Source organism: Pseudomonas sp. NFR02 (genome assembly GCF_900119375.1).
GTDB lineage: Bacteria > Pseudomonadota > Gammaproteobacteria > Pseudomonadales > Pseudomonadaceae > Aquipseudomonas > Aquipseudomonas paracarnis.
The window spans coordinates 488,002-501,269 of the sequence record NZ_FPJJ01000004.1; the positions used below are offsets into that span (position 1 = coordinate 488,002).

Genomic DNA, 13,268 nt, shown 5'->3' on the forward strand with positions numbered 1-13,268 from the left:
GAGCGTCCCTGGCTGCGTTCCCACGCGGAGCGTGGGAACGATCAATCAGTGGCGGAAGTGGCGCATGCCGGTGAAGACCATCGCAATGCCAGCTTCATCAGCGGCGGCGATGACTTCTGCATCACGCATCGAACCGCCCGGTTGGATCACGGCGGTCACGCCGGCTTTTGCAGCGTTGTCCAGGCCGTCACGGAACGGGAAGAATGCATCGGAAGCCATCACCGAACCCACCACCTGCAAACCGGCGTGCTCAGCCTTGATCGCGGCGATACGCGCCGAGTTCACGCGACTCATCTGACCAGCGCCGACACCGATGGTCTGGCGGTTCTTGGCGTAGACGATGGCGTTGGACTTGACGTATTTGGCCACTTTCCAGGCGAAGATCAGGTCGTTGATCTCTTGCTCGGTCGGCGCGCGCTTGGTCACGACTTTCAGGTCCTGGCTGCCGATCATGCCGATGTCGCGGCTCTGTACCAGCAGGCCGCCATTGACGCGCTTGTAGTCCCAGGCCGCGGCGCGGTCTGCCGACCACTCGCCACAGGCCAGCAGGCGCACGTTGGCTTTGGCGGCGACGATGGCGCGGGCTTCTTCGCTGACGCTTGGGGCGATGATCACTTCGACGAACTGGCGCTCGACGATGGCCTTGGCGGTCTCGGCATCCAGTTCGCGGTTGAAGGCAATGATGCCGCCGAATGCGGATTCGGTGTCGGTGGCGTAGGCCAGTTCGTACGCCTGGCGGATACCGCCTTCAGCGTCCGGGCTGACGGCCACGCCGCACGGGTTGGCGTGCTTGACGATCACGCAGGCCGGTTTGACGAAGCTCTTCACGCATTCCAGCGCGGCGTCGGTATCGGCCACGTTGTTGTAGGAAAGTTCTTTGCCTTGCAGTTGGGTCGCGGTGGCAATGCCCACTTCGGCAGGCTTGGCTTCCACGTAGAACGCCGCGCTCTGGTGCGGGTTCTCGCCGTAGCGCATTTCCTGGGCCTTGATGAACTGGCTGTTGAAGGTGCGCGGGAACTGGCTGCGGCCTTCGGTGCTGAGGGTGTCAGCCGCCTGGTTCACGGTGCCCATGTAGTTGGCGATCATGCCGTCGTAGGCGGCGGTGTGTTCGAACGCCTTGAGCATCAGGTCGAAGCGCTGGGCGTAGGTCAGGCCACCGGCCTTGAGGTTTTCCAGGACGTTGGCGTAGTCACTGGCGTTGACCACGATGGCCACGTCTTTGTGGTTCTTGGCCGCCGAGCGCACCATGGTCGGGCCGCCGATATCGATGTTTTCGATGGCGGTCGGCAGGTCGCAGCCTGGCTTGTTGATGGTGGCTTCGAACGGGTAGAGGTTAACGGCCACCAGGTCGATCGGCTTGATGCCGTGCTCGGTCATGATGGCGTCGTCGATGCCGCGACGGCCAAGGATGCCGCCGTGGATTTTCGGGTGCAGGGTCTTGACGCGACCGTCCATCATTTCTGCGAAACCGGTGTAGTCCGCGACTTCCACTGCGGCCACGCCGTTGTCCTGCAGCAGTTTGAAGGTCCCGCCCGTGGAGAGGATTTCCACACCCAGGGCTTCCAGCTCCCGGGCAAATTCAAGGATCCCGGTCTTGTCGGAAACACTGATCAAGGCACGGCGGATCGGCAGGCGGGTGGTCTGGTCGGTCATCTCAATTTCCATCAAAAGCAAAGGAAGTCAGCAAAAAAGGCGACCGGTTTTACGCGGGCGCCTTTCTGGTTTGATTGAATGCTTACAGCAAATCGTACTGCTTGAGCTTTTTGCGCAAGGTGCCACGGTTGAGGCCCAGCAGCTCACTGGCTTTGGTCTGGTTGCCCTTGACGTAGTTCATCACGCTTTCGAGCAAGGGCGCCTCGACTTCGGAGAGCACCAGGTTGTACACATCCGTGACGGAAGCGCCCTCAAGGTGGGCGAAATAATTGTGCAGCGCCTTCTCGACACTCCCGCGAAGGGTCTGGCCTTCTTCGCTAGGCGTGTTGAGGTGCTGTTTCAAATTGACGTTGTCGCTCACGGGTGTTGTTCCACTCACTAAAGTCTCGGTCATCATCGTCATGCGGCCACCCCTTCTCCATCCCCTGTTCCCAGGCTCTTGTCGCGTCCGGCGAAGAACTCACGAACGGTGGCGACCTGTGCCTGCGTTTCATCCAAACGATTGAACTGAGCGCGGAATTCCTTGGCGCCCGGCAAGGTGGCGAGATACCAGCCGACATGCTTGCGAGCAATGCGTACTCCCATCACGTCCCCATAGAAGGCGTGCAGGGCGGCCAGATGCTCTAGCAGAATACGTTCCACCTCGACCAACTCTGGTGCCGGCAAGACTTCACCAGTACGCAGGAAATGCTCGATTTCACGAAAAATCCACGGCCGCCCCTGGGCGGCCCGGCCAATCAACAAACCATCGGCACCGGTCGCGTGCAGCACGCGCCGGGCTTTCTCGGCACTGTCGATGTCGCCATTGGCAAAGACGGGCATCGACACGGCCTGCTTGATCGCGGCAATGGTGTCGTACTCGGCTTCACCGGTGTAAAGGTCGGCGCGGGTGCGGCCATGCACCGCCAGCGCTGCAATACCAGCCTGTTCAGCGATCTTCGCCACCGTCAGGCCATTCTTGTTGTCCCGGTCCCAACCGGTACGAATCTTCAGGGTCACCGGTACATCTACTGCGCCGACAACGGCCTGCAGGATCTCGGCGACCAACTGCTCATCTTTCAACAGCGCGGAACCGGCGGCCTTGTTGCAGACCTTTTTGGCCGGGCAGCCCATGTTGATATCGATGATCTGTGCACCCAGCTCCACATTGGCCCGGGCTGCATCCGCCAGCATCTGCGCATCGCCACCGGCGATCTGCACCGAGCGTGGCTCGGGATCACCTTCGTGGATCATGCGCATCCGCGACTTGCGGGTGTTCCACAAACTCATGTCGCTGGTAACCATTTCAGAGACTACTAGACCCGCGCCCAAACGCTTGCACAGCTGACGAAAGGGCTGGTCGGTGACACCCGCCATCGGGGCGAGGATCAAGCCGTTCTGCAATGTGTATGGGCCGATGCGTACCGCCGACATAGGACTTCCCTGTTGTGGGGCCGGATCATTAGAGTTCGAAAAAGGGTTGGCATGATACCCGCTCTCGATGACGGGTTAAAGGCTGAATTGGATAAAATCTGAACAGTTATTTTTTTATCGCCATCGGTTTGGTTGACGATGGCCAAGTCAATAATCCGCCGTCAAACCTCGGTGGGCGCGCCGTTTCACTCGGGTGAATGGAAGCTCAGGCTGTAATTCACGGCTTTGTTGCCGGGGTCCAGGATGTCCAGGGAGATGTGGATCGGCGTCTGCGAGGGCATTTCGCTCACGCCGGCCAACTCGCCGCTCAGGTATTCGGCGGGCTTGAAGCGACGACTGGCAATCAGGCTGCCGTTCAAGTCCGCAAAGCGCAGCTCCAGCAGTGGGAAGGGCTGGGAGAAGGTCGCGCGGTTATAGAGGATGGCATCCACCACCAGTGCCCCGGCGAACTCGGGGTGGCTGCGCACCACCAGGTTGCTGCTCTTGATATGGGTAATGTCGACCCGCGATGGCACGGTGCACCCCAGTTTCGGGCATAGCGTCTGGAACCACGGGCGATAGGCGTCCTGGCGGGCCAGGTCGTCGAACTGGTAGGCGATGTACTGGCCGGCCAGGCCGGCGGCGGCGAGTACGACCAACAATATCCAGAGCAGACGGCGACCCCAGCCTGACGGACGCTTCTGCGCATACAGGTGCAGGGGGTCGTCTTCCAGGTCCTGGAGCAACTCATCGTGTACACCGGCCTCCGTTCGCGCGCGCTTGCGTCGCGCGAACGCGCGGTCTTCGGGTTCAGGCTCATCGTGCTCGTCGCGGGTGGGTGTCAGCGGCGGGTCGAGGTCGTCATCCACGGTAGTGGCGTGCAGAGCTGGTTCGTCATCGAGTTCGTCGACGTGGGCAGACATGGACGGTTCGGTGCGCTGTTTGGACGCAGGTGCCTTAACCGGCTCGGGCTCTTCTTCTGGTGCCTGTGCACGCTCTTCGGGTGGCTCACTGAACAGGCTGGCCGCCCATTTTTCTTCCTCGGCCTTGACCGTGTCGCGGCTGGCACTGAAGGACTCTTCCTTTTGCCGACGGTCGGCGCCTGGCTGGCGACGTTCTGCGCCCACTGCCTGGGTGTGCTGGATCTCGCGACGTTCCAGCCTGGCCAGTTCCTTGTCCAGGTTATCCAGGTCCAGCTCTTCGGCCGTCCACTGCTTCTGGCTGATGGCCCGCGGTGGCTCGGGAGGCGTTTCGACAGTCGGTTCGGCGGCCGGCTCGGCGGTGGTCGGCACTTCAGGCTCCGGCGCAGACGCCTGGGCCCGTTGCTCCAGCAACTGGCGAGCGGCGTTGAATACTTGCAGGCACGAGCCGCAACGCACCACGCCGCGGGCCACGCTCAACTGAGCGTGGTTGACGCGAAAACGCGATTGGCAATGTGGGCACTGGGTGACGAAACTGTCGGTCATGCGGCCATCCAATTCAGGCAAGCGCTCATTCTAGCGCCGACGACCGCTGATGCGTACCCAGCCATCACGGTTGGCGATCGGGTCCAGCTCGAAGTCCTTGGCGTAGGCCGCAGCCACGTCTTCACCTTGCTCGGCCAGGATGCCCGAGAGCGCCAGGCGCCCGCCCGGCTTGACCAGGCTCGACAGTTGCGGCGCCAGCGACACCAGTGGCCCGGCGAGGATATTGGCGACCAGTACGTCGGCCTGAACCTGGGGAAGGTCCTCAGGCAGGTAGAGTGGGAATTTGCCTTCGGCAATGTTGTTGCGCCCGGCGTTATCGCGGGAGGCTTCCAGGGCCTGCACGTCGATATCGGTACCCACGGCCTCCTTGGCGCCCAGCAGCAGGGCGGCGATGGCCAGGATCCCCGAGCCGCAGCCGAAGTCCAGTACGTTGCTGTCGGTCAGGTCCTGGCCGTCCAGCCATTCCAGGCACAGGGCGGTGGTCGGGTGCGTGCCGGTACCGAACGCAAGGCCCGGGTCCAGCAGCAGGTTGACGGCGTCTGGCTCGGGAGCGGCGTGCCAGCTTGGCACGATCCACAAGCGCTGGCCGAAGCGCATGGGCTGGAAGTTATCCATCCAGCTGCGTTCCCAGTCCTGGTCTTCGATGACTTCGCTGTGATGCTCGGGCAGCGGGCTGCCGGTGAGCAGTTCCATATGGGCCAGCACGGCAGCGGCGTCGGTGCCGTCTTCGAACAGGGCCAGCAAGTGGGTGTGGGACCACAGCGGCGTGGTATTGAGTTCCGGCTCGAAGATCGGCTGGTCTTCGGCGTCCATGAAGGTCACCGACACGGCACCCACTTCGAGGAACGCGTCTTCGTAGGTTTCGGCTTGTTCTGGGCTGATGGCGAGACGGACTTGCAGCCAAGGCATGGCGGGCACCTTTGAAAAAAATGAATGTGCGGCGGGCAGGCCGCGAAAGCGCGCAAGTTTACGCGAGAGCAAGCCAGAAGACGACTGCGCCGACGATCGTTCCCACGCGGAGCGTGGGAACGATCGGGGGGCGGTGGCCCATAAACAACAAAACCGCCCGAAGGCGGCTTTGTTGGGTGGAGCACTTACTGGTTGGCCAGCTTGTGTTCCAGGTAGTGAATGTTCACACCACCTTCGCAGAAGCCTTCATCACGAACCAGATCCCGATGCAGCGGGATGTTGGTCTTGATGCCGTCGACCACGATTTCGTCCAGGGCGTTGCGCATACGGGCCATGGCCTCGTCGCGAGTGGCGCCCCAGGTGATCAGCTTACCGATCAGCGAGTCGTAGTTGGACGGAACCTTGTAGCCGCTGTACAGGTGCGAATCCACACGTACGCCGTTGCCGCCGGGCGCGTGGAAATGCTTGACCAGGCCAGGGCTTGGGATAAAGGTTTTCGGGTCTTCGGCGTTGATGCGGCACTCCAGCGAGTGGCCGTGCATCTTCACGTCGTCCTGGGTGAACGACAGCACGTTACCGGCGGCGATGCTCAGCATCTCCTTGACGATGTCGATACCGGTGACCATCTCCGATACCGGGTGCTCTACCTGCACACGAGTGTTCATCTCGATGAAGTAGAAACGGCCGTTCTCGTAGAGGAACTCGAAGGTGCCGGCGCCACGGTAGTTGATATCGATGCAAGCCTTGACGCAGCGTGCCAGGACTTCCTGACGCGCCTTTTCATCCAGGCCCGGAGCCGGAGCTTCTTCCAGGACTTTCTGGTGGCGACGTTGCAGCGAGCAATCGCGGTCGCCCAGGTGGATAGCGTGGCCCTGGCCATCGGACAGTACCTGGACTTCCACGTGACGTGGGTTGGTCAGGTACTTCTCCAGGTAGACCATCGGGTTGCCGAACCAGGCGCCCGCTTCGGAGCGGGTCTGCTTGGCGGCTTCGATCAGGTCTTCTTCCTTGTGCACCACGCGCATGCCGCGACCACCACCGCCACCGGCGGCCTTGATGATCACCGGGTAGCCGACTTCGCGACCAATGCGCAGAGCGGTTTCCTCGTCTTCAGGCAGTGGGCCGTCGGAGCCTGGAACGGTGGGCACACCGGCCGCGATCATGGCGTCCTTGGCCGAGACCTTGTCGCCCATCAGGCGAATGGTTTCGGCTTTGGGGCCGATGAAGGCAAACCCGGATTTTTCCACCTGTTCGGCGAAATCGGCGTTTTCCGCGAGGAAGCCGTAGCCGGGGTGGATGCCATCGGCGCCGGTCACTTCTGCCGCAGCGATGATGTTCGAGACTTTCAGGTACGAGTTCGTGGCCAGTGGCGGGCCGATGCAGATGCTTTCGTCCGCCAGCTTCACGTGCATCAATTCGGTATCGGCCGTCGAGTAAACAGCGACGGTCTTGATGCCCTCTTCCTTACAGGCGCGCAGGATACGCAGCGCGATCTCGCCGCGGTTGGCGATCAGGACTTTTTGCAGTTTCTTCGCAGGTTTCAACATCGAAGGCGCTCCGCGGTTCAAACGATGGTGAACAGCGGCTGGTCGTACTCAACCGGCTGACCGTTTTCTACCAGGATGGATTCGATGACGCCGGCTTTTTCCGCGGTGATGTGGTTCATCATTTTCATCGCTTCAACGATGCAGATGGTGTCACCCACTTTCACGGTTTTGCCCACTTCAACGAAGGCTGGCGAGGTCGGTGCCGGGGTGCGGTAGAACGTACCGACCATTGGCGACTTGACCACGAAGCCGTTCAGCGCAGGCGCGGCTGGGGCGGCAGGTGCAGTGGCGGCGGCAGGCGCGGCAGCCGGAGCAGCAGCGGCTGGAGCCGGCGCTTGCATCTGTGGTGCGTAGAACTGTTGGGCCGGGGTCTTGCTGTGACGGCTGATCCGTACGGACTCTTCGCCTTCCTTGATTTCCAGCTCGTCGATACCGGATTCTTCCAGCAGTTCGATCAGTTTCTTAACTTTACGGATATCCATGAATCATCAACTCCCAAGGGTCGGTCAGGGGCGTTTAGCCTGTTCTTCAATGTGTTCCAGGGCGGCCTCCAGGGCCAGTCGGTAACCGCTGGCGCCAAGGCCGCAGATCACTCCTACCGCTACGTCGGAGAAGTAAGAGTGATGGCGGAAAGCTTCGCGTTTGTGCACGTTCGATAAATGCACTTCGATGAATGGGATGCTCACCGCCAGCAGCGCGTCACGTAATGCAACGCTTGTATGCGTAAAAGCGGCGGGGTTGATCAGAATAAAGTCCACGCCTTCGCCGCGCGCGGCATGGATACGATCAATCAATTCATACTCGGCATTGCTTTGCAGGTAGAGCAAATGGTGGCCGGCTTCACGTGCCCGTCGTTCCAGGTCGAGGTTGATCTGATCGAGGGTTACTGCCCCGTAGACGCCCGGTTCGCGGGTGCCAAGCAGGTTCAGGTTGGGTCCGTGAAGAACCAGTAAGGTCGCCATTGGCTGTTCCTTGTTATTGGTGTGGGTGCGTCAGAACCCGGCGACTATGCCGCAAAGCCTTTGTGACTGTCCAGTTCTATGCAGTAGCCGGCACGATTAGCGAGGATTGCGCAAAATTTGTGACCAAGACCCTGCATCTGGTCAGTGTGGGAGCTGATCGTGCCCACGCTCGCGTGGGCACGCATCCAGTGATGCTCTGCGTCACGGCTTTAAAGCGGGATGCGGAGCGTCTGGGGCGACATTCCCACGCGGAGCGTGGGAACGATCAGCCAGCTCCCACATTAGATCGGGTCAGACGCGGAAGGCTTGCACGGCGGTAGTCAGTTGCCCGCCCAGTACCAGCAGGTGTTCGCCCTGGCTACGGCCCTGGCCAATGCGCAGTAAATTATCCTCACCCAATTGATGTATCCGTTCACTGTTGTCGCGAATCTCGCTCACGGCTCCACTTTGCTGCGCGGTCACATCGGCAATGCGCACGGCAGTGTCGGAGATGGTCTGGATCGCGCCGACGATTTCATCCAGCGCGCCATCCGCCGCCTGGGCCTGCTGGGCGGTGGCTTCGGCGTGTTCGACCTGGGCGCGCATGCCTTCTACCGACTGGTGCGCGGCGGTTTGCAGGCCGGCGATCAGGCCCTGGATTTCGGCAGTGGCACCGGCGGTACGCTGGGCCAGGGAGCGCACTTCGTCGGCCACCACGGCGAAACCACGCCCGGCCTCACCGGCGCGGGCGGCTTCGATGGCGGCGTTGAGCGCAAGCAGGTTGGTCTGGTCGGCAATCGAGCGAATCACCGTGAGCACGCCGCCGATGGTGGCGGACTCTTCGGCAAGTTTCTCGATCATCTGCGCGTTTTGCTGCACTTCGCCCACCAGCGCATGCAGCCCGGTGAGGCTCAGGCCGATCACACGCTGGCCTTGCTCCACGGCCTGGCCCGCACTGCGGCTGGCGCCGGCCGCCTGGCTGGCATCCCCGGCAACTTGCTGGATGGTGGCTTCCAACTCACCCAGGGAATCACGGATTTGCGCGGTGTCGCCGGCCTGGCGTTCGGCGCCGTCGTGCAGGCCGCTGCTCAGTTCGGCCAGGGCGCGGCTGCTGCCCGCCACTTCTTCGGCATTGCCGCGGATGGTGCTTACCAAATCCACCAGGTAGGCGCGCAGGCGGTTGAGGGAGGCCTCGATATCGTGCAGTTCACGGTTGGTCTTGCCCAGGGCAATCGGTTGGCTGAAGTCGCCTTCGGCCCAGGTCGACAAGGCGGGTGCCAGGTTGGTCAGTACGCGCGCCAGGCGCCGTTGCAGGGTGTCGATCAGCAATGCGATCAGCAGGATCAGGCCAATCATCACGCCCTGCATCACGCGTACTTCGCCCTGGATCCTGGCATGTTGCGCGCGCACCACGGGTTCCAGGCCGGCGATGGCTTGTTGCACGTTAGTGATTTTAAGGTGGGTGCTGGCGGCGAGATCGGCGCGTTGCTGGATCTGTTCACGGGTGCGCTGCAGCTCGGCGGGGTAGCGGGTCAGCAGGCTGTTGAGTTCGCGCTTGAGGTCGACGCCGGTGTCCTGAGCTTCGGTTTTTTCGGTGTTTTCCAGCCCCATCAGCGCGGAAAAATCATCGGTGTTGGATTCAGCGCTGGCCTTTATTCCCAATAGGGGCAGTTGCGCGAGCAGGTCGGCCTGGGTTCGCAGGTTAGTCACCTCCCGCTCGACATCAGCAGCCAACTCGGCGCGCCCGCTGCTGACCAGCTTGTCGCGGGCCAGGGACAGTTTGCCCAAATGTTGCGAGGCGGCGAGCAGCGGCGACATATAGCGCGCAGCCTCCGCGGAATTGACGCCGCTGGCGTACTGGCTCAGTTGTTCCAGGTTTGCGCCCAGTTCACGTTCGGCTTGCAGCAACAGCGCTTGCGGGTCGCCAGCCAATTTACCGGCGGCCAACAGGTCAGTCTTGCTGAAGGTCTCCAACTCCACGAGGCTGGGCCGCAGGCTTTGCGCCAATTCGGGCGGCAGATCGCCCAGCTGCAGGCTTTCCAGGCTCTGGGTGGCACTGCTCAGGCGCAGGGCATCGCCGCTGGCCAAGTAGTCCTCGATGTTTCGGGCGGCCTGGTTTTGAAAGATCTGGGACAACCCCAGGTAGCGCTCCATCAACAAGTACGGGCGCTCCAGCGCCCGTTGCGACCACCACAGCGTCGCGCCGAGGGCCAGGCACACGGCCACCAGCAGAAGGGTATTGAGATTGGTCAGCAGCTTCAGGCGCATGCGGGGTTTCAACCGACGGCAAGAGATAAGCGCCTGAATTTATTGCGTTTGTATTACAGCGTTATGACCGAATCGGTGGATTCTGGTGAAAAGATGGCACTTTGCTTTGATGTGCGAGCGGCTTGCACGCGGTTGCGTCCGGCGTCCTTGGCGCGGTAGAGCGCTTCGTCAGCCTGAGCGGCCATCATCAGGCTGTCGGAATCGTCGCACAGCTCCACCAGGCCGGCGCTGAAGGTGCACCACAAATCCTGCGGTTGGGCGGGGTAGTGGATTTCTGCAAAGCGCCGGCGAATGTCGTCTAGCACCTTGCAGGCCGATTCCAGGTCGGTGTCGGGCATCACGATGGCGAACTCTTCACCGCCGTAGCGGCCGATGTAATCGGTCTTGCGCAAACGCTGCTTGAGAAACAGTGCCAGGCTCTTGATCACCCGGTCGCCCATGGGGTGGCCGTGGCTGTCATTGACGCGCTTGAAGTGGTCGATATCGAGCATGGCAAAGCTAAGAGGCTTGTTCTCGCGGCGGGCGCGGAAGCTGCAATCTTCGAGCAGTTGCAGGATATGCGTGTGGTTGTACAGCCCGGTGAGGCTGTCGCGCACCATCCGCGCCTTCAAGTTGCGCGCACGCGACGCCCGGTTGCGCACAGTGGTGATCAGGTGACGCGGTTTGATCGGTTTGGTGAGGAAATCGTCACCGCCCTCGCTCATCGCATCCAGTTGCTTATCCAGGTCGTCCTCAGCCGACAGGTAGATGATCGGCACGCTGACGTAGCGGTCGTTGTGGCGAATCACCTTGGCCAGTTCGGTGCCGGTACAGGCAGGCATGTACATGTCGAGGATGATCAGGTCGGGTTGGAAATCCGCCAGCTCGGCCATGGCCTGGATCGGTTCGATCAAGGTGCGGGTGATAATCCCGGCACTGTTGAGCAAGCGTTCGGTGTGCAGCGCCTGGGCCCGCGAGTCGTCGATGATCAGCACTTTGTACGGTTCGTACTGGGCCGCGCAGGTCAGCACTTCGATCTTTTCCAGCAGGCTTGAGGCTTCCAGGGTGCCGGTCAGGAACTCTTCGCCACCGGCGCGCACGGCGGCCAGGCGCGTCGGGGTGTCGGTTTCGTGCAGGCTGAAAAACAACAGTGGCAGCTTGTGCTCCAGGCCCTCTTGGGCTTCTGCGGCGAGCTTCAGGCCCAGGCCTGTGCCGCAGAAGTCCACGTCCATCACGATCGCCGACGGCAAACGCTCGGCCATGGCCGCGCGAAAGGCGGCGACGCTGTCCAGGGCGTGGGCGCTCATGCCAAAGAATTCGAGCTGCTTGGCCAGGCGCTCGGCGCGGTCATGGTCGGCGAGCATCACATAGATCGGCTTGCGCATCGGCGGCAGGAAGGTTTGCTCAAGCTGGTCGCCCTGGCGCAGGCCGGTGCGGGACAGGCGTTGCATCAAGCGGTTGAGCTCGGTGATCAGTTGGCTGCTCAGGCGGCCACTGTTCTCGTCCACGGCTTGCAGGGACTCACTGATATGCCGTGCCAGTTGCGTGTGTTCGGGCTGTTCGAAGCGTTCGGCGAAGCGCTGCAGGCGCAGGTTGGCTTCGCTGAGTTCGGAAAAGTCGGCGTTCGACCACTCGCTGCGTTGCAGGCGCTGCCAGATCTCAAGAATTTGACGTGCCTGATGAATTACCCGCTGGGCAAAGTGCTGCTTGAGACGCTCGCGGCTGGGGTCTTCTGACTCGGTCATATCCTGACTACTGTGAGGGTGCATGCTGAGGTCGACTGATGGCTCTATGCTAGCACCTCTTTTCTGATAGATGAGTGTCATACGTCAATTAAGTCTGCGTGCCGAAGATTCAGTTATTGACCGGCTGGTCGCCCAGCGTAAAAGGTGTGCATCCTTTATAGTCCAAGCGGCCCGGTGCGCCACTTTCGTGTAAAAGCCCCGCACCGATGGGCACGATGGGGTAGGGTTGTGGTCGGAATGTCTGAACGCACCCGGACAATTGACGTGCATGAACTCAAGTGATTGAAAGGATATCGCCATGCTGGACTGGAAAAACCGCGAAGGCAGTGCCAAAGGCCCCGCCCCTGAGCCCAAGTCGGCCAACCGCAGCTATTTTCGCAACCTGCTGATGAGCCGGGCGTTGCTCAGCATCATCGGCTTGTACCTGCTGGTCACCGGTGGCCTGGGTTGGTACTGGAGCCAGGAGCCGGCGCTGTTTCCGGTGCAGCAAAACGCCCAGCTTGCCGCCGAGAAGGAAGGCAAGCAGATGGTGGTGGGTTACACCACCGTTGAAACACTCAAGACCGTGGTCGGCACCTTGCTGAACAAGCCAGGCGGCTACATCTCCAACGACCGTTTCCCTCCGGGCTTGTGGATGGACAATATGCCGAGCTGGGAGTACGGCGTGCTGGTGCAGGTGCGTGACCTTACCCGCGCCCTGCGTAAAGACTTCGCCCGCTCCCAGTCGCAGTCGGCTGAAGACGCTGACTTGGCCAAGGCCGAGCCGCGCTTCAACTTCGATAACAAGAGCTGGGTGCTGCCTTCCAGTGAGTCGGAATATCAGGAAGGCATCAATTCCCTGAGCCGCTACGAAGCGCGCCTGTCTGACCCGAACCAGCGCGGCGCGCTGTTTTATGCGCGTGCCGACAACCTCAACAACTGGCTGGGTGATGTGGCCACCCGTTTGGGTTCGTTGTCCCAGCGTCTGTCCGCCAGCGTAGGCCGGGTCAAGTTGAACACTGCGCTGAAAACCGAGGCGCTGGCGCCGGGTGAAGTGCCGCAGGTTGATGAAGAAGTGGTGGAAACCCCATGGATGCAAATCGACAACGTGTTCTACGAAGCGCGCGGCCAGGCGTGGGCCCTGTCCCATCTGTTGCGAGCCATCGAAGTCGACTTTGCCGACGTACTGGCCAAGAAAAACGCCACCGTCAGCGTGCGCCAGATCATTCGTGAGCTGGAGGCCTCGCAGGAACCGGTATGGAGTCCTATGATTCTTAACGGCAGTGGCTTCGGCGTACTGGCGAACCATTCGCTGGTGATGGCCAACTACATTTCCCGGGCAAACGCTGCAGTGATCGACTTGCGTCAGCTCCTCAACCAGGGTTGATG

10 protein-coding genes and 1 pseudogene are annotated in these 13,268 nt (G+C 61.5%); 1 reads left to right on the plus strand and 10 read right to left on the minus strand.

The window, feature by feature from the left end; genetic code table 11:
* Positions 1 to 45 precede the first annotated feature (45 nt).
* The 10 genes and pseudogenes from purH to BT199_RS15645 all read right to left on the minus strand — a co-directional run bounded on the left by purH (position 46) and on the right by BT199_RS15645 (position 11,900).
* Positions 46 to 1,653 carry a bifunctional phosphoribosylaminoimidazolecarboxamide formyltransferase/IMP cyclohydrolase gene (gene purH / locus BT199_RS15600; protein WP_014716728.1) on the minus strand — a complete coding sequence of 536 codons (1,608 nt, stop codon included), beginning with the start codon at positions 1,651 to 1,653 and terminating at the stop codon, positions 46 to 48.
* Positions 1,654 to 1,735: 82 nt separating this feature from the next.
* Positions 1,736 to 2,056 carry a DNA-binding transcriptional regulator Fis gene (gene fis / locus BT199_RS15605; protein ID WP_002555375.1) on the minus strand — a complete coding sequence of 107 codons (321 nt, stop codon included), beginning with the start codon at positions 2,054 to 2,056 and terminating at the stop codon, positions 1,736 to 1,738.
* Positions 2,053 to 3,066 (minus strand): tRNA dihydrouridine synthase DusB, encoded by a 1,014-nt coding sequence (gene dusB, locus BT199_RS15610; protein ID WP_003188182.1) that lies wholly within the window; start codon positions 3,064 to 3,066, stop codon positions 2,053 to 2,055. The genes fis and dusB overlap by 4 nt, the downstream gene beginning before the upstream one ends.
* 185 nt (positions 3,067 to 3,251) lie before the next feature.
* Positions 3,252 to 4,511 carry a DUF3426 domain-containing protein gene (locus BT199_RS15615; protein WP_072434915.1) on the minus strand — a complete coding sequence of 420 codons (1,260 nt, stop codon included), beginning with the start codon at positions 4,509 to 4,511 and terminating at the stop codon, positions 3,252 to 3,254.
* Positions 4,512 to 4,541: 30 nt separating this feature from the next.
* Positions 4,542 to 5,420: a 50S ribosomal protein L11 methyltransferase gene (gene prmA / locus BT199_RS15620; protein ID WP_034126418.1), complete on the minus strand. Its 879-nt coding sequence runs from the start codon at positions 5,418 to 5,420 to the stop codon at positions 4,542 to 4,544.
* Positions 5,421 to 5,605: 185 nt separating this feature from the next.
* A complete protein-coding gene (accC, locus tag BT199_RS15625; protein ID WP_003188188.1) occupies positions 5,606 to 6,967 on the minus strand; it encodes an acetyl-CoA carboxylase biotin carboxylase subunit in 1,362 nt (453 codons plus the stop codon).
* A gap of 17 nt (positions 6,968 to 6,984) precedes the next feature.
* On the minus strand, positions 6,985 to 7,449 hold the full coding sequence (gene accB / locus BT199_RS15630) for an acetyl-CoA carboxylase biotin carboxyl carrier protein (RefSeq protein ID WP_014716731.1): 465 nt from the start codon (positions 7,447 to 7,449) through the stop codon (positions 6,985 to 6,987).
* Positions 7,450 to 7,473: 24 nt separating this feature from the next.
* Positions 7,474 to 7,929 carry a type II 3-dehydroquinate dehydratase gene (gene aroQ, locus BT199_RS15635; RefSeq protein ID WP_014716732.1) on the minus strand — a complete coding sequence of 152 codons (456 nt, stop codon included), beginning with the start codon at positions 7,927 to 7,929 and terminating at the stop codon, positions 7,474 to 7,476.
* Positions 7,930 to 8,220: 291 nt separating this feature from the next.
* Positions 8,221 to 8,736 (minus strand): annotated as a pseudogene (locus BT199_RS27715) (methyl-accepting chemotaxis protein); the annotation flags it as partial.
* A gap of 1,493 nt (positions 8,737 to 10,229) precedes the next feature.
* Positions 10,230 to 11,900 carry a response regulator gene (locus BT199_RS15645; protein ID WP_014716734.1) on the minus strand — a complete coding sequence of 557 codons (1,671 nt, stop codon included), beginning with the start codon at positions 11,898 to 11,900 and terminating at the stop codon, positions 10,230 to 10,232.
* A 298-nt stretch (positions 11,901 to 12,198) separates the two neighbouring features.
* Between BT199_RS15645 and BT199_RS15650 the strand changes: the two genes are divergently transcribed.
* On the plus strand, positions 12,199 to 13,266 hold the full coding sequence (locus BT199_RS15650) for a DUF2333 family protein (protein WP_003188197.1): 1,068 nt from the start codon (positions 12,199 to 12,201) through the stop codon (positions 13,264 to 13,266).
* Positions 13,267 to 13,268 lie beyond the last annotated feature (2 nt).